The sequence below is a fragment of the Dactylosporangium sp. CA-052675 genome (assembly GCF_050947935.1).
Classification (GTDB): domain Bacteria; phylum Actinomycetota; class Actinomycetes; order Mycobacteriales; family Micromonosporaceae; genus Dactylosporangium.
This window is the reverse complement of sequence record NZ_CP192010.1, coordinates 1,594,074-1,614,741: the sequence shown is the minus strand read 5'-3', so window position 1 is coordinate 1,614,741 and position 20,668 is coordinate 1,594,074. Positions and strand designations below refer to the sequence as shown.

17 protein-coding genes are annotated in these 20,668 nt (G+C 73.2%); 4 read left to right on the top strand and 13 right to left on the bottom strand.

What is annotated here, in order from left to right; translation table 11 throughout:
• Positions 1 to 113: 113 nt before the first annotated feature.
• The 8 genes from ACQP1P_RS07190 to ftsY all read right to left on the bottom strand — a co-directional run bounded on the left by ACQP1P_RS07190 (position 114) and on the right by ftsY (position 10,758).
• Positions 114 to 764 carry a DUF402 domain-containing protein gene (locus ACQP1P_RS07190; RefSeq protein ID WP_433084288.1) on the bottom strand — a complete coding sequence of 217 codons (651 nt, stop codon included), beginning with the start codon at positions 762 to 764 and terminating at the stop codon, positions 114 to 116.
• A gap of 610 nt (positions 765 to 1,374) precedes the next feature.
• Positions 1,375 to 2,481, bottom strand: coding sequence for an amidohydrolase family protein (locus tag ACQP1P_RS07185; RefSeq protein WP_433084286.1), 1,107 nt, complete (start codon positions 2,479 to 2,481; stop codon positions 1,375 to 1,377).
• 238 nt (positions 2,482 to 2,719) lie between these two features.
• The gene (ffh, locus tag ACQP1P_RS07180) at positions 2,720 to 4,258 is read right to left on the bottom strand and encodes a signal recognition particle protein (protein WP_433084284.1); all 1,539 of its coding nucleotides are present in this window, start codon (positions 4,256 to 4,258) and stop codon (positions 2,720 to 2,722) included.
• A 212-nt stretch (positions 4,259 to 4,470) separates the two neighbouring features.
• Complete coding sequence (locus ACQP1P_RS07175; RefSeq protein WP_433084282.1) at positions 4,471 to 6,726, bottom strand: [protein-PII] uridylyltransferase; 2,256 nt, start codon at positions 6,724 to 6,726, stop codon at positions 4,471 to 4,473.
• Positions 6,727 to 6,753: 27 nt separating this feature from the next.
• Entirely contained in the window at positions 6,754 to 7,092 is a 339-nt protein-coding gene (locus ACQP1P_RS07170) for a P-II family nitrogen regulator (protein WP_190249674.1), read from the bottom strand.
• Between the two features lie 27 nt (positions 7,093 to 7,119).
• Positions 7,120 to 8,511, bottom strand: a complete 1,392-nt coding sequence (locus ACQP1P_RS07165) for an ammonium transporter (RefSeq protein WP_433084280.1) — start codon at positions 8,509 to 8,511, stop codon at positions 7,120 to 7,122.
• Positions 8,512 to 8,685: 174 nt separating this feature from the next.
• A complete protein-coding gene (locus tag ACQP1P_RS07160) occupies positions 8,686 to 9,474 on the bottom strand; it encodes a phosphotransferase (RefSeq protein WP_223101822.1) in 789 nt (262 codons plus the stop codon).
• Positions 9,475 to 9,579: 105 nt separating this feature from the next.
• Positions 9,580 to 10,758, bottom strand: coding sequence for a signal recognition particle-docking protein FtsY (gene ftsY, locus ACQP1P_RS07155; protein ID WP_433084278.1), 1,179 nt, complete (start codon positions 10,756 to 10,758; stop codon positions 9,580 to 9,582).
• 118 nt (positions 10,759 to 10,876) lie between these two features.
• Between ftsY and ACQP1P_RS07150 the strand changes: the two genes are divergently transcribed.
• Positions 10,877 to 12,535: an alkaline phosphatase D family protein gene (locus ACQP1P_RS07150; RefSeq protein WP_433084276.1), complete on the top strand. Its 1,659-nt coding sequence runs from the start codon at positions 10,877 to 10,879 to the stop codon at positions 12,533 to 12,535.
• Here the strand turns inward: ACQP1P_RS07150 and ACQP1P_RS07145 are convergent.
• Positions 12,522 to 12,956, bottom strand: a complete 435-nt coding sequence (locus ACQP1P_RS07145; RefSeq protein ID WP_433084274.1) for an NUDIX hydrolase — start codon at positions 12,954 to 12,956, stop codon at positions 12,522 to 12,524. The genes ACQP1P_RS07150 and ACQP1P_RS07145 overlap by 14 nt on opposite strands.
• A 43-nt stretch (positions 12,957 to 12,999) precedes the next feature.
• Here ACQP1P_RS07145 and ACQP1P_RS07140 point away from each other — a divergent pair, with 43 nt between their 5' ends.
• Entirely contained in the window at positions 13,000 to 13,482 is a 483-nt protein-coding gene (locus ACQP1P_RS07140) for a glutathione peroxidase (RefSeq protein WP_433084272.1), read from the top strand.
• 24 nt (positions 13,483 to 13,506) lie between these two features.
• Here ACQP1P_RS07140 and ACQP1P_RS07135 read toward each other — a convergent pair whose 3' ends face one another.
• From ACQP1P_RS07135 to ACQP1P_RS07125, 3 genes are all read right to left on the bottom strand, one after another.
• Positions 13,507 to 14,124, bottom strand: coding sequence for an HAD family hydrolase (locus ACQP1P_RS07135; protein ID WP_433084270.1), 618 nt, complete (start codon positions 14,122 to 14,124; stop codon positions 13,507 to 13,509).
• Positions 14,121 to 17,693, bottom strand: coding sequence for a chromosome segregation protein SMC (gene smc / locus ACQP1P_RS07130; RefSeq protein WP_433084268.1), 3,573 nt, complete (start codon positions 17,691 to 17,693; stop codon positions 14,121 to 14,123). Before smc ends, ACQP1P_RS07135 begins: the two co-directional genes overlap by 4 nt.
• Positions 17,694 to 17,933: 240 nt before the next feature.
• Positions 17,934 to 18,128 carry a hypothetical protein gene (locus tag ACQP1P_RS07125; protein WP_360369483.1) on the bottom strand — a complete coding sequence of 65 codons (195 nt, stop codon included), beginning with the start codon at positions 18,126 to 18,128 and terminating at the stop codon, positions 17,934 to 17,936.
• A 297-nt stretch (positions 18,129 to 18,425) separates the two neighbouring features.
• On the opposite strand from ACQP1P_RS07125, the gene ACQP1P_RS07120 reads away from it, so the two are divergent.
• Together ACQP1P_RS07120 and ACQP1P_RS07115 are read left to right on the top strand one after the other, a co-directional pair.
• Positions 18,426 to 19,067, top strand: a complete 642-nt coding sequence (locus tag ACQP1P_RS07120) for a CAP domain-containing protein (protein WP_433084266.1) — start codon at positions 18,426 to 18,428, stop codon at positions 19,065 to 19,067.
• A 26-nt stretch (positions 19,068 to 19,093) separates the two neighbouring features.
• The gene (locus ACQP1P_RS07115; RefSeq protein WP_433084265.1) at positions 19,094 to 19,873 is read left to right on the top strand and encodes a spherulation-specific family 4 protein; all 780 of its coding nucleotides are present in this window, start codon (positions 19,094 to 19,096) and stop codon (positions 19,871 to 19,873) included.
• Here ACQP1P_RS07115 and mutM read toward each other — a convergent pair.
• On the bottom strand, positions 19,809 to 20,663 hold the full coding sequence (gene mutM, locus ACQP1P_RS07110; RefSeq protein ID WP_433084264.1) for a bifunctional DNA-formamidopyrimidine glycosylase/DNA-(apurinic or apyrimidinic site) lyase: 855 nt from the start codon (positions 20,661 to 20,663) through the stop codon (positions 19,809 to 19,811). The two genes, ACQP1P_RS07115 and mutM, sit on opposite strands and share 65 nt — an antisense overlap.
• Between the last annotated feature and the right edge of the window lie 5 nt (positions 20,664 to 20,668).

Here is a 20,668-nt window from a genome sequence, read left to right as displayed (position 1 = left end):
CTCGAAAGCGATGGACGCCCGCTCAGGAGCGGTGGATTCCCGCTCGGAAGCGGTGGATGCCTGCTCGGGAGTAGTTACGCCCGCTCGGAAGCGAGCATTCGCGCTCGGGATCGTCACGCCCGCTCCCGGGGCCGGTCCCAGCCCTCGGTCACCGGCTCCGGGATCGTCCACTCGTCCGGCGGCCGGAAGTCGGTCCACGTGCCGTCGAAGGGCCACTCCCCCGCCTCGATCACCGGGACGATCGCGTGGCCCTGGGCCCAGACGGCGTCGGGGTCGCTCACCCAGTACGAGTCCGGGTGCGCCAACCGCTCCTCGAACTCGTCCTCGTCCTTCCAGCCCCAGCGCCGGTCCGGCCAGATCCACATGTCGAGGTCCTGGTCGGTGAGGTCGACCCCCGCGACCGCGCCGTCGTCCCAGGTGATCCCGGGCTCCTCGAGGTTCACGTACCACGCGCGGAAGCGCAGCTCGGGGTCGAACAGCCACCACACCGAGTATGCGGCCCCGCGCGGGTGGAACTTCAGCGTGCTCGGCCCGCGGTACACGTCATGGATGATCTTCTTCGGCTCGGCGATCCAGCGCTCGAACGGCATCCCGCGCGGCCCTTGGCCGTCCTCGTTGACCTGCCGGATGACGGGGCTGCCGGTCGCGAGCCAGAGGCGGGTGCCCTGCTCGTCGTCGGAGACCACGCGCGTCAACGGCGCCCAGACCAGCGTGTCACGCGTGAAATGCCGGTGCAGGACCGGTCTTCCGGGACGCAACGGCACGCGGTCAGTGTATCGGCTCCGCGCTCCCGAGCCCGCCCTGGACCGCCGCCTGGCAGGTCACACCGGGCGGCGACCGACGGGTGGCATCCGCCGCTCGGACGCGCGGCTGCAGCCCGACAGAACGGTTGCCGCCGGATGGATGGCACCCGAATTGTGGCGGCCGGCGAAGGCATCGGCGCAGATCGCCGACCTGGTGGAGGATCACCTGAATGGGGGGGGGTGACCGGCGAAAGCGAGCGCGCGGACGCGACGCCCGGCCGGTGCTCGGATGCCCGGCAAATCCGCCCCGACGCGCGGGCGCGTCGTCTGATCGGCCGCGGAGAGCTCAGCGGACCGCTCAGCCCGCACCACGATGCGACGGGGCCGGAGCCGAGCGGTCAGGCCGGCGCTGGGTGGACAGGCCGGAGCCGAGCGGTCAGGCCGGCGCTGGGTGGACAGGCCCGAGCAGAGCGGACAGGCCGGCGCTGGGTGAACAGGCCCGAGCAGAGCGGTCAGGCCGTCGCTGGGTGGACACGCCGGTGCTGGATGGACAGGCGGTGCCGGATGGGACAGGTCGGCGCGGGGTGGTCGGGTCGGTGCCGGTGCGTTGTCCAGCCGGCGCTCGAAGGGGTCAGCGGACCACCCGGCCGCGCAGGACGATGCGGCGGGGCCGCAGCAGGGTGGTCAGGTCGGTGCGGGGGTCCTCGGAGTACACGACGAGATCGGCCAGGCCGCCCTCGACCAGGCCCGGGAAGCCCAGCCACTCGCGGGCGCCCCACGAGCCCGCGCGCAGCACGGCCTCGGCCGGCAGGCCCGCCTCGCGGTGCAGCAGGAGCATCTCCTCGGCGGCCAGGCCGTGGTCGATGCCGCCGCCCGCGTCGCTGCCGACGTAGATCGGGACGCCGGCCTCGTGGGCGGCGCGCACGATCGACGGGAAGCGGTCGCGGAGGGTGAGCATGTGCCGGGCGTACGCCGGGAACTTGTCCTCGGCCTGGGCCGCGATGCCACCGAACGTCGCGATGTTGATCATCGTGGGGACGAGGGCCGTGTTGCGGCGGGCCATCTCGTCGATGTCAGACTCGTTCAGGCCGGTGCCGTGCTCGACGGAGTCCACGCCTGCGCGGACCAGCGCGGCGACCGACTCCTCGGCGAAGGTGTGGACCGCGACCCGCGCGCCCGCGGCGTGCGCGGCCTCGATCGCGCCGGCCATCGCGGCGACGTCCCACGCGGGGGCGAGGTCGCCGACGCCGCGGTCGATCCAGTCGCCGACGAGCTTGACCCAGCCGCTGCCGAGGCCGGCCTGGCGGGTGATCTCGCCGGGCAGGTCCGCCTCGCCGACCTCGACGCCGATGTCGCGCAGGTATCGCTTCGGGGGCGCGACGTGCCGGCCGGCGCGCACGAGGCGGGGGACGTCGGGGTCGTCGTCGAGGGAGGCGTACGGGATCGGCGAGCCGGCATCGCGGATCGCGAGGACGCCCGCGTCGCGATCCACGACCGCGAGCGACCGCGCCTGGTCGATCCCGTCGGACGGCCGGCCGCCGGGCTGGATGCCCAGGTGGCAGTGGGCGTCCACGAGTCCGGGCAGGATGTAGCCCTCGTCCGCGACCGTGAGCGCACCGGCGACCGGCGCGAAGGTCAAGCGGTCGCCGACGAGCCAGAGATCGCGCCGCTCGCCGGAGGGCAGCAGCGTCCCCCGCACGTGGAGCGCCGGGCCGCCGTCGTTCCCGCGCGCGGACACATCGCGGGACACACGCGCGGACGCGCCGCCGGTGCCAGCCCCGGCCGCGCTGCCAACCCCACGCCCGGACGCATCACGGGAGCCACGCTCGGACGCACCGTGGGAAGCGAGCCCGGGCGCGTTGCCGGCGCCGGTCGCGGGCTCAGCGCCCTCATCGGGCGCGGACGTGCCGAAGGAGTCGCCACCGCGCGCGGGGGTGGCGTCGGGGCTACCGATGGGGCCGGATGCGGGCAGCGGGTCAGGAGTCCTTGTCACGCTTCTGCAGCTTCGAGAAGTCGATCTTCGGGAGGCGGAAGCCCGGGGGCATGCCCGCCGCGTTGGGGTCCATGGCGGCCGGGTCGAAGCCCGGCGGCAGCTGCGGCATGCCGCCGGCGCCGAGGCGGGGCTGGCGCATGCCGGAGTTGCCGCCCTTGGTGCCCTTGCGCTTGTTCTTCGGGCTCTTGGTCGCCTTCCGGCGGCCGCCGGGCAGGCCCATCATGCCGCCCATCTGCTTCATCATCTTCTGCGCGTCGGCGAAGCGGGTGAGCAGCTGGTTGACGTCGGTGACCGAGACGCCGGAGCCGTTGGCGATGCGCACGCGGCGGGAAGCGTTGAGGATCTTCGGGTTGGTGCGCTCCTTCGGGGTCATCGAGCGGATGATCGCGGTGACCCGGTCGAAGTGCTTGTCGTCGATCTCGGCCAGCTGGTCCTTCATCTGGTTCATGCCCGGCATCATGGCGAGCACGTTGGCGATGGGGCCCATGCGGCGGACCGCCTGGAGCTGCTCGAGGAAGTCCTCGAGGGTGAAGTCCTGGCCGCCCATGAGCTTGGCGGCCATCCGCTCCTTCTCGTCGTCGGCGAAGGCCTGCTCGGCCTGCTCGATGAGGGTGAGCACGTCGCCCATGCCGAGGATGCGCGAGGCCATCCGGTCGGGGTGGAAGACGTCGAAGTCCTCGAGCTTCTCGCCGGTGGACGCGAACATGATCGGCTGGCCGGTGACGTGGCGCACGGAGAGCGCGGCGCCACCGCGGGCGTCGCCGTCGAGCTTGGAGAGCACGACGCCGGAGATGCCGACGCCGTCGCGGAACGCCTCGGCGGTGGTGACCGCGTCCTGGCCGACCATGGCGTCGATGACGAACAGGACCTCGTCGGGGTCGACGGCGTCGCGGATGTCGGCGGCCTGCTGCATCATCTCGGCGTCGATGCCGAGGCGGCCGGCGGTGTCGACGATGACGATGTCGCGCATCTGGCGCTTCGCGTGCTCGACGGAGTCGCGGGCGACCTGGACGGGGTTGCCGGTGCCGTTGCCGGGCTCGGGCGCGTAGACCTCGACGCCCGCGCGGCCGCCGAGGACCTGCAGCTGGTTGACGGCGTTGGGGCGCTGGAGGTCGGCGGCGACCAGCAGCGGCTGGTGGCCCTGGCCCTTGAGCCAGCGGGCGAGCTTGCCGGCGAGGGTCGTCTTGCCGGAACCCTGCAGACCGGCGAGCATGATCACGGTCGGCGGGTTCTTGGCGAACTGCAGGCGGCGGGCCTCGCCACCGAGCGTCGCCACGAGCTCCTCGTGAACGATCTTGATGACCTGCTGGGCCGGGTTGAGCGCCTGCGACACCTCGGCGCCCCGCGCCCGCTCCTTGAGCCGGGCGATGAACGCCTTGACCACGGGCAGCGCGACGTCGGCCTCGAGCAGCGCCAGGCGGATCTCCCGCGCGGTCGCGTCGACGTCGGCGTCGGTGAGCCGTCCCTTGCTCCGCAGCTTCGAGAAGATGCCGGATAGGCGGTCACTCAGGGTGTCAAACACGACGGATCCGTCCTCGGTGTAGGAGTCCCTTGAAGGGTACGCGACCGCGGACCGTGCGTCGCGGCCCGCGGCGCAGCACGGTGGCGGAGCGTAAGAGGCCGGAAAGCCACAAAGCGAATGAGGCATCAACCGATGCCCGGGAGCGGGAGGCGGGGAGTTAGGGGCCGGAGACGGCAGGCGCCGGAGCAGGAGGCTAGGGCGGGAGCAGGAGGCTAGGAAGAGGTGGCGGCGGCGAGGACGGCCGACTCCACGAGGACGCGCGCGGGCGCGTCCCACTCGCCCTCCAGGTAGAACGCGTCCACCACCTCGCCGCCGAGGGTGGAGATGCGCGCCGAGCGTACGTCGGCGCCCACGTCCTCCAGCGCGCTCGCCACCCGGAACAGCAGCCCCGGCGTGTCCGTGGCGCGCAGCTCCAGCACCGTCGCGTCCGTGGCCGCCGTCGGGGGCTGCCACACCACGCGCGGGGGCGCGGAGGTGGTGTTGCGCCGGGCCGAGCGCTCGCGGGCGGCCAGGCGCTCGGCCACCGGCAGGTCGCCGGTCACGGCGCGGCGCAGGTCGGACACGACGGCGTCGTGGTCGATGTCGCCGTAGCGGGGCTGGACGGCGCAGACCATGCGGGCGAGGCCGTCGACCGTCACGGTGTCGGCGGTCACCACGTCGAGGCGGTGCAGGGACAGGCAGCCGGCGACGGCCGCCAGCAGGCCGCGGCGGTCGGGGGCGGTCACCGAGACGGAGTCGGTGTCGAGCAGGACCGCCGGGAGCCGGGACGGGACGGCGAGCCGGGTGGCGGGCGAGGGCGGCGGGGCCACGACGCCGGTGTCCAGGGCGCGGTCGACGTGGCGCACGAGCTCGGCGATGAGCCGGCCCTTCCACTCCGACCAGGCGGCCGGGCCGGTCGCGGCCGCGTCCGCGCGGGCGAGGGCGTGCAGCAGGTTGAGGGTGGAGGCGTCGCCCACGGCGCCGGCGACGGTGGCGATGGTCTGCGGGTCCGACAGGTCGCGGCGGGTGGCGGTGTCGGGGATGAGCAGGTGGAGGCGCACCACCTTCTCGATCTGGGCCACGTCGGCGGGGCTGAGGCCCAGGCGCTCGGCCGCCGCGGCGGCGATCGGGGCGCCGACGATGCTGTGGTCGCCGGGCAGGCCCTTGCCGATGTCGTGCAGGAGGGCGGCGAGCACCAGCAGGTCGGGGCGCTCGACGTCGCGGGCGAGGCGGGCGGCCTGGCGGGCGGTCTCGACCAGGTGGCGGTCGACGGTGAACAGGTGGACGGGGTTGTGCTGGGGCAGGCTGCGCACCCGGGCCCACTCGGGGAGCCAGTTGACGACGAGGCCGTACCGGTCGCAGGCCTCCCAGACCGAGATCATCGCGGGGCCGCTGCCCAGCAGGGTGAGCAGGGCGTCGCGCGCGGGGGCGGGCCAGGGGTTCGGCATGGGGCCGGCGAAGCCGCCGAGCCACTCCAGGGTGGCGTGGGCGATCGGCAGGTCCGCGCGGGCCGCGGCCGCGGCGACGCGCAGGGGCAGGGCCGGGTCCGGGCGCGGGGTGACGGCGGCGCGGGCGAGCACGACCTCCCCGCGCTGCTCGACCACGTCGCGGGCGAGGGGGCGGCGCTCGGCGTGGCCGCGGGTGCTCGGGGCGGCCCAGCGCTCCACGGCCCGCCAGGCGTCGTCGCTGGCGTAGGCGATGGTGCGGGCGGACTCGGCGATGCGGCGCAGGACGTCGTCGCGGTCGCCGTAGCCGAGCATCTCGGCGACCTCGTCGCGGTCCTGGGCGAGGAGGCGGTCGACGCGGCGTCCGCGCACCGTGTGGAGGGCGTCGCGCACGTCGAGGAGGGTCCGGTGGGCGCCGCGGACGGCGGGGCGGGGGCCGTCGGCGACCCCGGCGAAGCCGATGCCGCGCAGGACGCCGAAGTCGCGCAGGCCTCCGCGCGACTCCTTGACGTCGCCCTCCAGGAGGAACGCCAGCTCGCCGTGGGCCTTCCAGCGGTCCTGGGTGAGGGTGCGCAGGGACGGCAGCAGGTGGCGGGCCTCGCGGCGCCACTGGGCGACGGCGTCGGCGTGCAGCGTGGCGAGCATCTGCGCGTCGCCGGCGACGAGGCGGGCGTCGAGCAGGCCGAGCGCCACCTTGAGGTCCTGGCGGGCCAGGTCGAGGGCCTGGCCGGGGCTGCGGGTGGAGTGGTCGAGGGCGAACCTGGCGTCCCAGATCTGGTACCACAGGAGGCTGCCGAGCTCGTCGGCCGCCGCCTCGTCGCCGGGGCCGCCCGGGTGCAGCAGCACCAGGTCGAGGTCGCTGCGCGGAGCGCATTCGCGACGGCCCAGGCCGCCTACGGCGACGAGCGAGGCATTGGAGGTACAACCGCCGGCTTTTTGAAAGATCTCGACGAGCCACTCGTCGATCGCGTCCGAGCGCTCGGCTCGCGCGTCGGCGCCCGCCCCGGCGGAAAGGACCGGTGCGGGCGCCGACGATTGTGTCATGTGATGAGGATAGAGATCAGCAGCGGCTTAGAGCGCGTCGAGCCCGCGCTCGCCGGTGCGGACCCGGACCACCTCGTCGACCGAGGTGACCCACACCTTGCCGTCACCGATCTTGCCGGTGCGGGCGGCGGTCACGATGGCGTCCACGACCTTCTCGAAGTCGAGCTCGTCGGTGACGATCTCGACCCGGATCTTGGGGACGAACTCCACCGTGTACTCCGCACCGCGGTAGACCTCGGTGTGGCCCTTCTGACGGCCGTAGCCCTGAACCTCGCTCACGGTGAGGCCCGCCACGCCGAGCGCGTGGAGCGCCTCCTTCACCGCGTCGAGCTGATACGGCTTGATGACCGCGGTCACCAGCTTCATGCCCATTCCCTCCGACATCCCTCGACGCTATCCGGCAACCTTTTCCGACGCCGGGGCTTCCGCCGCCGGCGTGGGGGCCTTGCTCGTGCCTACGCCCGCCATCGCGAACGCACCCGTGCCGCCACCGCTGCCGGTGCCCGGGGTGAGGTCGTAGGCGCTCTCCGCGTGCTCCGCGATGTCGATGCCCTCGACCTCGGCCTCGGTGCTGACCCGGAAGCCGACCGTCTTCTGGATGACGAAGGCGAGCACGAAGGCGATGGCGAACGAGTAGACGGTGACGATAGCGCTCGCGCCCGCCTGGGCCCCGAGCTGACCCACGCCGCCGCCCATGAACAGGCCGTTCTTGGCCCCGAGGGCGCCGCTGATGGCCGAGTTGAGCTTGTCGTTGGCGAAGAAGCCCAGCCACAGGGAGCCGATCCACCCGCCGACGAAGTGCACGCCGACCACGTCGAGCGAGTCGTCGAAGCCGAAGCGGTACTTGAGGCTGACCGCCAGGGCGCAGACGAGGCCCGCGACGAGGCCGAGCAGCACGGCCGCCCACGAGTCGATGAAGCCACAGGCGGGGGTGATCGCGACCAGGCCCGCGACCGCGCCGGACGAGGCGCCGACGAGGGTGGGCTTGCGGTCGCGGATCCACTCGACGATGACCCAGCCGAGGACGGCGGCGGCGGTGGCGACCTGGGTGTTGACGAAGGCGAGGCCGGTGACGCCGTCGACGGTCAGCTCGGAGCCGGCGTTGAAGCCGAACCAGCCGAACCACAGCAGACCGGCGCCGAGGGCGACGAAGGGCACGTTGTGCGGCTTCATGCTCTCCCGCGGCCAGCCGACGCGCTTGCCGAGGACCAGGGCGACACCGAGCGCGGCCGCGCCGGCGTTGATGTGCACGGCGGTACCACCGGCGAAGTCGAGCGGGTGCAGCTTCTGGGCGATCCAGCCACCGCCCCACACGTTGTGGGCGACGGGGAAGTAGACCAGCGTGGCCCAGCCGAACGCGAACAGCAGCCAGCCGCCGAACTTCGCGCGGTCGGAGATCGCGCCGCTGATGAGCGCGACGGTGATCACGGCGAACGTCATCTGGAAGACCATGAAGACGTACGTCGGGATGCCGATCCCGCTCGCGTTGTCCGCGGTCGCGCCCCACATCTGGTCGATGTAGGTCTTGCTGCCGAAGTACTGCCCGAGGTCACCGAACAGCCCACCGGCCGTGTCGGAGCCGAACGAGGCGCTGAAGCCGTAGAACAGCCAGAGGACGCTGACGAGCCCGATCGTCGAGAAGCTCATCATCATCATGTTGAGGACGCCCTTGGAGCGGTTCAGGCCACCGTAGAACAGTGCCAGACCCGGCGTCATGAGCAGCACGAGAGCGGTCGACACGAGCAGCCATGCGGTATGGCCGGTATCGATGGTCGCTTCAGGCACGCTGGCCTCCTAGTAGTCGAGATCCTCCCTCCCGACCTTCGAGGCAGCATTGCCCTTCAGCCGGTTGCGCGAGAGCTTCGCGGGCTCACGTTTCGCGCACCGGCGCTGCGCGGTTTCTACCGCGTCACGTCATGTTTCCAGCGTGTGAAGAAGGGCTCACAGTCTGAAAACGTCCTACCGCAGCGCGTACTCCAGCGTGTGCCGCTCATAGTCGATGAGCCGCAGGTCACGCACGGGACGCCGGAGATGCCCCTTGTGCACGATGCGCACGAACGCCGGGTCGCCCGCAGCCGCCATCCGTCGAATGCCCTCGATGTGATCGACGATGCGTTTCCGGATGACGCGCACGAGGCGGTGCCGGTCGCGCGGGGTCAGGCCGTAGGCGTCGGCGAACATGCGCAGCCGGCGCGGGCGGTTCGGGCGCTTCCAGCCCAGGGTGTAGGAGTCGCGGTCGGAGAACAGCGGGACCCAGGTCCACGCGGCGTACGCGACGTCGTAGATCCGCGCGCCGGGCGAGGCCAGGTCGAAGTCGATCAGCGACAGGGTCCCGTCCGGGCGCCAGATGACGTTGTGCGGGGCGGCGTCGTGGTGGCAGATGACCTCGGTGTCCGGCGGCGGGGGGCCGAACGAGCGCCAGACGGCGTTCGGGGGCGGCCGGAAGCCCGCCTGGGCGTCGTGGAACATCCGCAGCATGGTCGCGACGGTGACCATCGCCTCGTCGGTCACCCAGTGCGGGGCCAGCGGGTATTCGCCGCACTCCCCCTCGAGGTACTGCAGCACCTCGCGCCCGCGCTCGTCGATGCCGAAGGCGCGCGGAGCGCCGGTGAAGCCGACGTACTCCAGATGGCGCAGCAGCGCGTGCACCGCGGGCGTCCACGGCCCCGCGTTGCGGCGCACGGTGTCGCCCGAGCGCACCACGACGGAGGTGTTCCCGCCGTGGAGCGGGATCTCCTGCTGCGTCACGTCTTCGTCCTTCGCTGACCTGACCGGGGAACCGAGCTGTCCTGCCTTGCGCCGGCCGCCGGAAGTGCGCGGCCGGGCCTTACCGTCTCAAGGTACCGTCCGAGGTTACGCGTCCGCGCCAACGAGGGCGTCCACGAACTGTCGGGCATCGAACGGAGCCAGATCGTCGGGGCCCTCGCCCAGGCCGACCAGCTTCACCGGAATGCCCAGTTTGCGCTGGACCGCGATGACGATGCCACCCTTCGCGGTCCCGTCGAGCTTGGTCAGCACGACGCCTGTCACATCGACCACCTCGGTGAACACCCGCGCCTGCTCCAGGCCGTTCTGCCCGGTCGTGGCGTCGAGGATGAGCAGCGTCTCGTCCACCGGCCCGTGCTTCTCAACGACCCGCTTGACCTTGCCGAGCTCGTCCATCAGGCCGACCTTGTTCTGCAGCCGGCCGGCCGTGTCGATCAGCACCGTGTCCACACCCGCGTCAATACCCCGTTTGACGGCGTCGAACGCCACCGAGGCCGGATCCGCTCCTTCGGGGCCCCGCACGACGTCGGCGCCGACCCGCCCGGCCCAGGTGGCCAGCTGCTCGGCCGCGGCCGCGCGGAAGGTGTCGGCGGCGCCGAGGACCACGGTGTGGCCGTCGGCGACGAGCACCCGGGCGATCTTGCCGCAGGTGGTGGTCTTGCCGGCGCCGTTGACGCCCACGACGAGCAGCACCGCGGGGCGGCCGTTGCGCGGGGTGGCGGCCAGGGAGCGGTCCAGGTCGGGCTGCAGCGCCGCGACGAGCTCGTCGGTGAGCATCGTGCGCAGGTCGGACGCGGTGGCGGTGCCGTGGACGCGGGCCCGCTCGCGCAGCTTGGCGACGATGTCGGTGGTCGCCTGGACGCCGACGTCGGCGCCGATCAGGGTCTCCTCGATCTCGTCCCAGGTGTCGTCGTCGAGCCGGTCGCGCGACAGCAGGGCGAGCAGGCCCTTGCCGAAGACGTTCTGGGAGCGGCTCAGGCGCGCGCGGAGGCGCACGAGGCGGCCGGCGGTGGGCTCGGGCCGCTCGATCTCGACGACCGGCGGGGCCTCGACGACCGGAGGGGCTTCTTCGACCGGCGGCGCCTCGACGACCGGCGGCGCCTCGACGACCGGCGGCTCCTTCACCACCACCGGGGCGGAGGGCTCCTTGGGCGGGGCCGACGGTGGCAGGGTCGGAGGCTTGCGGAAACGGGGAGCGATCAGCGCCAGTGTGGCCCCGATTATGACGACGAGCAGCACCAGGCCGAAGACGATGTACGACTCCATGGCAGGAATCCTCCCAGACGCGGCGCGCGGCGGCCTGCAGTGGCGCCGAGACGAGCCGAGCAGGATCATTCGGGATGCAGTCCGGCTCACCCCGCAACGCCCCGGAGGTCGCAACAGCATGTCCGAAACCGAGCTCGACAACGACCGTGGTCCGCTCGTGCTCGGCCCCGTCCTGCGGCGCGTCGAGGGCGACCGGGCGACGATCTGGGTGGAGACCGCGCACCCGGCGACGGTCGAGGTCGACGCCGGGCCCGCGGGCGGGGCGGCCCGGACGTTCAGCGTGCACGGTCACCACTACGCCCTGGTCGTGGTCGCCGGGCTGCCGGAGGGCGCCGTCACGCCGTACCACGTCAAGATCGACGGCGCCGTGGTGTGGCCGCTGCCGGACGACCCGTGCCCGCCCCCGGTGATCCGCACCCGGCGCGCGGGGGCTCCCGTGCGGCTGGTCTTCGGTTCGTGCCGCGAGGCGAGTCCGCTCAGCGTGACGCGCTACCCCCCGGACGCCCTCGACGCCTACGCGGGGCGGCTGATCGAGTCCATCCGCTCGGACGCGCCCACCGAGTGGCCCGATCTCATGGTGCTGCTCGGTGATCAAGTTTACGCCGACGAGACCCCGGAGAAGATCCAGCGCTGGCTCAAGCGGCGCCGCCAGCAGCGCCGCGCGGACGCGCCCACGACGCAGGTGGTGGACTTCCACGAGTACACGAAGCTGTACCTCGACTCGTGGGGCGACCCCGAGATCCGCTGGCTGCTGTCGACCGTCCCGAGCGTGATGATCTTCGACGACCACGAGATCATCGACGACTGGAACACGTCGCAGCGGTGGCGCGAGCAGATGTCGGAACTGAGCTGGTGGCCGCAGCGCATCCAGGCGGGCCTGGCGTCGTACTGGGTGTACCAGCACATGGGCAACCTGGCCCCGAGCGCCCTGGCCGAGTGCCCCGTCTACGCGGCCGTGAGCTCGGCCGGGGACGCGACCGAGATCCTCGACGACTTCGGCGCGCGGGCGGATCGCGACCGCGCGGTGGCGTACCGATGGAGCTATGCCCTCGACATCGACCGCACGCGCCTCATCGTGGTCGACAACCGGGCCGCGCGCGAGCTGGAACAGGGCCGGCGCGCGATGCTGCCGGACAGCGAGTGGGCCTGGCTCGCCAAGCAGCTCCCGGGCGACTACGACCACCTGCTCATCGGCTCCTCGCTGCCGTGGCTGCTGCCGCCGGCCATCCACCACCTGGAGGCCGCGACCGAGCGGCTGGCGGAGTCCCCGCGGGGCTGGGTGGGCCGGTTCGGCGAGAAGCTGCGCCAGGCCGTCGACCTGGAGCACTGGGCCGCGTTCGGCCGCTCCTTCGACGCGCTGAGCGCCCTGCTGACCCAGATCGGCGCCGGGCAGGGCGGCGTGTCGCCCGCGCCCGCCACGATCAGCGTCCTGTCGGGTGACGTTCACCACTCCTACGCCGCGCGGGCCGACCTCGGGCCGGAGGTGGAGAGCGCGGTGCACCAGCTGACGTGCTCGCCGGTGCACAACGACATGCCGCGCCTCGTCCGGCCGGCGATGAAGTTCGGCTGGAACCCGCCGGCGGCCCGGATGATGCGCTCCCTGGCGCGCACGCTGGGGCTGCGCAAGCCCGTCGTGCGGTGGAGGAAGACCGCGGGCCCGTACTTCGGCAACGCCGTCGGCCTGCTGCTGATGGAGGGCCGGTCGGCGCACGTGTCGATCGAGGGCACCCGGCCGGACAAGTCCCTGGGCGAGGTGGCGTCGCTCAAGCTGAGCTGACGCGCGGGTGCGTCACCGCCGGCTCGTTGAGGTCCGTCCACGTCCACAGCGTCGCCACCCGGGCCCGGCCGGTGAGATATGCCACAGCCGGCTCCCGGATCGGGGCGAACCACATGCGGCTCAGGCGGTCCACGGCCTCGGCCAGGGGCACCCACGCGCCCGAGTCGTCGTGCGGCCCGACGCCGGTCACCTCGAAGCCCAGCATCTCGTACTCCACCCCGCCCGCGGGGTAGCGCGCGACCCACAGCAGCCGCTCGGCGAGCACCGATGCGTAGCCGGCCTCCTGAGCCACCCTGGCCAGCAGCGGCTCCCCCGCCTCCACGGCCCCGCCCGGGAGCGCCCAGTCCGGCGGGTCGCTGATCAGCAGGACGTCCTTGCCCCGGCGCAGCACGGCGCCGACCGCGAGTTGGTGACCGGTCACGCTTCACCCTAGGCCGCGCGCCGTGCGGCATACGATCACGGGCATGAGCTTTTACGACGTCGAAATCGCCGACCTGCAGGGCAAGCCCCTCGATCTCGGCCAGTTCCGCGGGCGCCCGGTCCTCGTGGTCAACGTCGCGTCCCGGTGCGGCCTGACGCCCCAGTACGCCGACCTCGAGGCGCTGCACAAGGAGTACGCGGGCCGCGGCTTCTCGGTGCTGGGCGTGCCCTGCAACCAGTTCGCCGGGCAGGAGCCGGGCACCTCCGAGGAGATCGCCGAGTTCTGCAGCACCACCTACGGTGTGACCTTCCCCATGACCGAGAAGATCGAGGTCAACGGCGAGGGCCGGCACCCGCTCTACGACCTGCTGACCCCGGTGCCGGACGCCGAGGGGCACACCGGCGACATCCGGTGGAACTTCGAGAAGTTCCTGGTCGCGTCCGACGGCACCGTCGCCGGCCGCTTCGGCCCGCGCACGGAGCCGAAGTCGGCCGAGGTCGTCCAGGCCGTCGAGGCCAGCCTCTGACGGGCCGGCGGCCCGGCAGTCGAGCTACAGGCCCAGCGCCCGGCGCGGATAGCTGAGATCGTCGCCGGGCGTGTAGCGGTACGCCGTGAGGCCCGCCGCCCGCGCGCCGCGGATCATGCGGTCGGTGTCGTCGACCAGCAGGCAGCGCGGCGGCGGGGTGCCGATGAGGGCGCAGGCGGCCTGGAAGTACTCCTTGGCGGGCTTGTGCACCCCGAGCTCGGCCGAGAGGGCGACCGCGTCGAACTCGTCGGTGAGGCCGAACGACTCGAGCACGTCGCGGAACTCGATCGTCGAGTTGGTCGCGAGGCACACGGGCAGGCCGGCCGCCCGCACGTCGCGGACGAAGGCCAGGACGTCCGCCGCGACGTCGCCCGGGTAGAGCTGCCACTCCGCCATCAGCTCGGCGGCGCGCTCGGGGCCGCCGACCCGCTCCGCGAGGTCCGCGGCCACGGTCGCGAGCCACTCGGCGCGCGTCATGCGGCCCGTGATGGCCGGCAGCAGGCGATCCCACTCGAGGGCGGTGTCGAGGACCGTCCCGGGCTCCAGACCGTACCGCTGCTCGATCTTGGCGTTTGTCGAGGGGTCGAACGTGCGCAGGACCCCGTCGAAGTCGATGAGCAGGGCCGTCGGCCGTTGGATCACGCTGCCTCTTCCGTCCGCAGGCGTTGGGAGATGACCTCCGTGACGCCGGATCGCATGGTGACGCCGTAGAGGGCGTCGGCGACCTCCATCGTGCGCTTCTGGTGGGTGATGATGATCAGCTGGCTGCGCTCCCGCAGCTGCTCGAAGAGGGTGATGAGGCGGCCCAGGTTGACGTCGTCCAGGGCGGCCTCGACCTCGTCCATGATGTAGAACGGGCTGGGGCGGGCGCGGAAGATCGCGCACAGCAGGGCGACGGCGGTCAGCGAGCGCTCGCCGCCGGAGAGCAGCGAGAGACGCTTGATCTTCTTGCCGGGCGGCCGTGCCTCGACCTCGATGCCGGTCGTGAGCATGTCCTCCGGGTCGGTGAGCACGAGGCGGCCCTCGCCGCCCGGGAACAGCACCGAGAAGACCTGCTCGAACTCCCGCGCGGTGTCGTGGTAGGCGCTGGTGAACACCTCGAGGATGCGGTCGTCGACGTCCTTGACCACGGTGAGCAGGTCGCGGCGGGTGGCCTTGAGGTCCTCGAGCTGGTCGGAGAGGAACTTGTAGCGCTCCTCCATCGCCGCGAACTCCTCCAGCGCCAGCGGGTTGACCTTGCCCAGCAGGTTCAGCTCGCGCTCGGCCTTGGCGGCGCGCTTCTCCTGGGTGGCGCGGTCGAAGGGGACCGGCTCGGGCACGGGCCGCTTGTCCGCCTCGGCCGCGGCGACCTCGGGCGCGGTCGGCGGGACGGGCAGGTGGGGGCCGTACTCGGCGACGAGGGTGTCGGCGTCGAGCCCGAACTCCTCGGCCGAGCGGCTCTCGAGCTGCTCGATGCGCATGCGCTGCTCGGCCCGGGCCACCTCGTCGCGGTGCACGGCGTTGGTGAGCCGGTCGAGCTCGGCGGTGAGGTGCTTGGCGCGCCCGCGCACGTCGGTGAGGGCCGTCTCGCGCTCGGCGCGCGTGGCCGCGAGGGTGTCGCGGGTCTCCTGGGCCTCGGCGATCGAGTCGACGAGCCGCTCCAGGGCGAACGCGGCGCCGTCGGCCACGGCCTCGGCGATGCGGGCGCCGCGGGCGCGGGTGGCCTTGCGGGCGGCGGCGCGCTCCCGGGCGGCCCGCTCGGCGGCGGCCTGGCGCAGCAGCGCGTCCGCGCGGCCGGCGAGGGCGCCGACGCGCTCCTCGGCGGTGCGCACCGCGAGACGGACCTCCATCTCCTGCTGCCGCGCGACCGGCACCTCGCCGGCGAGGTCGTCGCGCTCCTGCGTGGAGGGGTCGTCGTCGATCGGGATCTCCTCGGCCGCCGCCAGGCGCTCCTCGAGGTCGGCGAGGCTGGCGCGGCCGGACTCCCGGGCCGCCTCCGCCTTGGCCTTCGCCGCGGCGTGCCGCTCGACCTCGGCCCGGGCCGACTTCGCGGCCGCGCCCAGCTCGGCGAGGCGGCGCGCGGCCGCGTTGCGGACGGTGTCGGCCTCCTTCTTGGCCGCGGCGGTCTCGGCGACGACCTGCTTGGCCGCGGCGGCCGCGGCGCGGGCCAGGCCGAGCAGCTCCCGCGCCTCGGCGACGCGGCCCTCGGCGTCGACCTTCTGCTGGCGGGCCTCCTCGACGGCCGCCTGGACCTCGATGAAGCTGTGCTGCTTGCCGGAGCCACCGGCCGCGGCGTACGCGCCGATGACGTCGCCCTCGGGCGTGACGGCGCGCAGCGCGGGCGCGTAGGACACGATGCGGCGCGCGGTCGCGAGGTCGGGGGCGAACACCACGTCGCCGAGGGCGCGCTCCAGGGCCGGGCGCAGCTCCTCGGGGGCGCGCACCAGGTCCATCGCCCACGCCGCGCCCGGGGGCAGCGGCACCCGCTCGACCGGCGGGGCGTCGAGCATGGGCGCGGAGGCGATGAGCAGCGCGGCGCGGCCGGCGTCGTCCTGCTTGAGCATCTCGACCGCGGCGACCGCGCCCTCGACGCCGGAGACGGCGACGGCGTCGGCCAGGGCGCCCAGCGCGGCGGCGAGGGCCGCCTCGTGGCCGGCCTCGACCGACAGCAGGGCGGCGACGCTGCCGAGCAGGCCGGGCACGCGGTCGGCGCGGGCCAGCAGGGTGCCGGCGCCGTCCTTGCGGCGCAGGCCCATGGCGAGCGCCTCCTCGCGGGCCTTCCACTGCGCGGCGTCCTTCTCCGCGGCGCGCTCGGCGTCGTTGTGCTGGCGCACCTCGTTGTTGATCGCGTCGAGCTCGCGGGTCGCCTCCTGGTGGCGCATCTCCAGGTCGGCGTTGGCGTTGTCGGCGACCGACGCGCCCGCGCTCGCCTCGTCGTAGAGGCTCTGGGCCGCCTCCGCGCGCGCCTCGGCCTCGGCGAGCTGGACGGCGAGCCGCTCGATCTCGTCGCCGGCGGCGTTCGCGCGGGAGCGGGCGGACTCGACCTGGCCGGTGAGCTTGGCCAGGCCCTCGCGGCGGTCGGCGATGGCCTTGTGGGCCGCGACGATGGCCTTCTCGGCGAAGGCGAGACGGCGCTCGAGGTCCTGGCGGCGCTCGACGGCCTCGGCGAGGCGCTCCTGGCTCGCCTCCAGCGCGGCGCGCAGCTCCTCCTCCTGCTCCCGGACCTTGTCGGCCTCGGCGGTGAGCTGGTCGGGGTCGCGCCCGGGCCGCTCGTCGACGGGGGCGGCGGCGAGGTTGCGGTGGCGCTCGGCGGCGAGCTGGTGCAGGGAGCGGTACCGCTCCTGCAGCGTCGACAGCTGGAACCACGTGTCCTGGGCGGCGGCCAGGGCCGGGGCGTCGGCGGCGTGCTCGGCCTCGAGGGCGGCCAGGCGCTCGTTGACCGCCTCGACCTCGGCCTCGACCTCCTCGCGCCGTGCGCGCAGGGCCGTCTCGTCGGCGATCTCCCGGTCGAGGGTCTCGCGCAGCGTGTGCAGGTCGTCGGCGAGCAGCCGCAGCCGGGCGTCGCGCAGGTCGGCCTGGATGCCCGCGGCGCGCCGGGCGACCTCGGCCTGGCGCCCGAGCGGCTTGAGCTGGCGGCGCAGCTCGGTGGTGAGGTCGCCGAGGCGGTTGAGGTTGGCCGCCATCGCCTCGAGCTTGCGGATGGCCTTCTCTTTGCGCTTGCGGTGCTTGAGGACGCCGGCCGCCTCCTCGATGAAGGCGCGGCGGTCCTCGGGCCGGGCGTGCAGGACGCCGTCGAGGCGGTTCTGGCCGACGATCACGTGCATCTCGCGGCCGATGCCGGAGTCGGAGAGCAGCTCCTGGATGTCGAGCAGGCGGCAGGAGTTGCCGTTGATCTCGTACTCGCTCTCGCCCGAGCGGAACATGCGGCGGGTGATCGACACCTCGGTGTAGTCGATCGGCAGCGCACCGTCGTTGTTGTCGATCGTGAGGGTGACCTCGGCGCGTCCCAGGGGGGCACGGCTCGCGGTCCCGGCGAAGATGACGTCTTCCATCTTGCCGCCGCGCAGCGCCTTCGCGCCCTGCTCGCCGAGCACCCAGGCGATGGCGTCGACCACGTTGGACTTGCCGGAGCCGTTCGGCCCGACGACACAGGTGATGCCCGGCTCGAGCTTCAGCGTGGTGGTCGACGCGAAGGACTTGAAGCCCTTGGCCGTCAGGGTCTTGAGGTGCACGGATCTCCACGGTGGTCGAGGTGTGTTACCGGGCAGGCTACCGCCGGGACACTACCCTCCCCTGCAGCACCGCACACCATAATGCGCGTGTCGTGGTCACGCGGCCCACTCGGGCCACCCAGATCACGTGCGCAACCAACCGGACGATCGGATCGTTACATGACTGCGCGCCGAGACCCAGAGGATGTCGGCGCGCGGGTTTACTGTGCAGTTCTGCGCGGGCTGCGGTGATCCTGAACGTCAGGCCATCGCTGGCTCGGCGAGACGGACCAGGTGGTCCGCTTCCGATGCCGCCGCGGCGAGCCGGTCGTTTTCGGCACGGAGCCGAACGACCTCGAACTCGAGCGCCCGAACCTTGGCACGCAGTTGGGTGACCTCGTCGACGAGGCGCCGGTCGGGCGCGCTGCCTACGTGGCCGTAGAGGGCCTTAGCCATATCGTCTCCTTGTTAAGCGCAGCCGGTCGACTCCGGCAAACGCGCGCCCAGCACCCGCGACCGAAGCACAAGGGCATGAATGGGCGCGACTGGCGACCCCTCTATGTTCCTTCCGGGGCGCGACTTAGTCAAGCGCAGAGGCACGCCAAACGTGCTGGCCAGGGTGTTCTCACTCACCCGGGTGCGTGATCATCACGCCGCGCCGATCGTGGCAGTGTGCCACCGGTTGCCCCGCGGCGCCACTGCAAAGTAGCGTCATGTCCGGGAATTCTGGGGACGACGGGCCGGGAGAGTGCGATGACGGGTCTCACGGCGAGACTCGGCCCGACCGGAATCGCCGCGATCGTCACCGCCGTCCTCATCGTCTTCGGCCTCGGCGCCGTGATCATCCCGTCGCTCGGCGGTGACGGCGACGCGTCGGCCCCGCACGCGGCCGGTCCCCCGCCCGACGCCGCGCCTCCGAGCGCCGCCGACACGAGCAGCGCGCCCGTGCCCGCACCGACCACGGAGGACCCGGCGCCGACCACGGCCCGGACCACGCTCGTGGCCGCGAACTTCAATGCCGGCTACGAGGACCGCGTCGTGCAGCAGATCAACGGCGAGCGGCGCAAGCACCGGTGCGAGGCGTTGCGGGTCGACGCCAAGCTGCGCACCGCCGCCCGGGGGCACGCGGCGGACATGGCGGCCCGGGACTTCACCGGCGCCCGGGGCAGCGACGGCAGCAGCCCGCAGGACCGGATCAGCGCCGCCGGCTTCAGCGGCGGCTTCGCCGACGAGCTGACCGCCAAGGGCGGCGACGCCGGCGACGTGGTCAAACGCTGGATGCACGACGACGACACGAAGGACATGCTGCTCGACTGCGACATCACATCGATCGGTGTCGGGGCCGCCATGCGCGGCCGCACGGCCTACTGGACCGTGGACACCGGCCGTGCTTGAGGGGGCCCAGCATCGTTAGTCCGGTCGTGGACCGGGTTCCGACGCTCCTGCCACTGCGGGCGCATCCGCTGGCCCGGCCACACGCATGGGAGATCGTCGCGCGACACGGTCCGGCGTTCACCGTCGTCGTCGACGTCGCGAGCGGGCCCGGCAGCGGCCGGGACCCGCTGTGGACCGCGGCCATGAGCCGCCTGGCCGCGGCGGGCGTCCGGCTGCTCGGCTACGTGGACGTCGACTACGGCACGCGCCCGGTCGCGCAGATCCGCGCGGACGTGTACCGCTGGAGCGGGTACCCGGTGCGCGGCGTGTTCCTCGACCGCACGCCGGTCAGCCCGTACGCGATCGGCCCGGTCGCGGTCGTCGCGCAGTCCGCCGCCCGCGCCGACCTGCCCGAGGTGGTGCTGAACCCGGGTGAGCCGCCGGACGAGGCGTACCGCGATCTCGGCCTGCCGGTGTGCGTGTTCGACGGCAGCTGGCGGGAGTACCGGCGCTGGTCCGGCGAGGGCGCGCGGCCGGGCGACGGGCACCTGGTGCACGCCGTGCCGCCGTGGGAGCTCGACGAGGCCGCGCGGATGCAGGTGAGCCGCGGGGCCGGCTTCGGGCTCGTCACCGACCTCGGCGCGCCCGACCCCTACGCGGACCTGCCCGCCTGGTGCGGCCTCGTGCCCGGCCTGGCGGAGCTCGGCGCCGAGCGCGACCGGCCCACCCCGGCGCCCCGGCGCCCGCGCCCCTACCGCGCGCTCAGCGTGGTGCGAGACGGGGCCGCGGCTGGCAGCGCGGGCAGGAGTACGAGGACCGGTTCATGAACGCCTCCCGCCGGATCGGGCTGCCGCACCGGTTGCACGGCAGGCCCTCGCGGCCGTAGGCGTTCAGGGAGCGCTCGAAGTAGCCGCTCTCGCCGTTAACGTTCACGTACAGCGCGTCGAAGCTCGTCCCGCCCTGCCCGATGGCCTCGTTGAGCACGTCGCGGACGTGGGCGAGCAGGCGGCGCACGACGGGCCGGGACAGCTGCGACGTGTCGCGCGCGCCGTGCAGCCGGGCCCGCCACAGCGCCTCGTCCGCGTAGATGTTGCCCACGCCCGAGATCAGCGTCTGGTCGAGCAGCGCCCGCTTGACCTCGGTGCGCCGCTTGCGCAGCCGCTCCACGAACACGTCGTCGGCGAACAGCGGGTCGACCGGGTCGAGCGCGATGTGCGCGAGCTCGCCCGGCAGCACGGCGCCCCCGAGCGAGACGCTCAGGCCGCCGAACGTGCGCTGGTCGACGAAGCGCAGCTCGGGCCCGTCGTCGTCGAAGGTGAGCCGCACCCGCAGGTGGATCTCGGCCGCGGCCTCGGCGGGCTGCATGAGCAGCTGGCCGGACATGCCGAGGTGGCCGACGAGGGCGTCCTCGTCGTCGAGGGGCAGCCAGAGGTACTTGCCCCGGCGCATCACCGAGCCCACGCGCCGGCCCGCGAGGATGCCCGCGAAGTGCTCGGGCCCTGGGACGTGGCGGCGGATCGCGCGCGGGTGCAGCACCTCGACCGTGGCGATGCGCCGGCCGGACACCCACTTGTCGAGGCCGCGCCGGACGGTCTCGACCTCGGGCAGCTCAGGCATGGAAT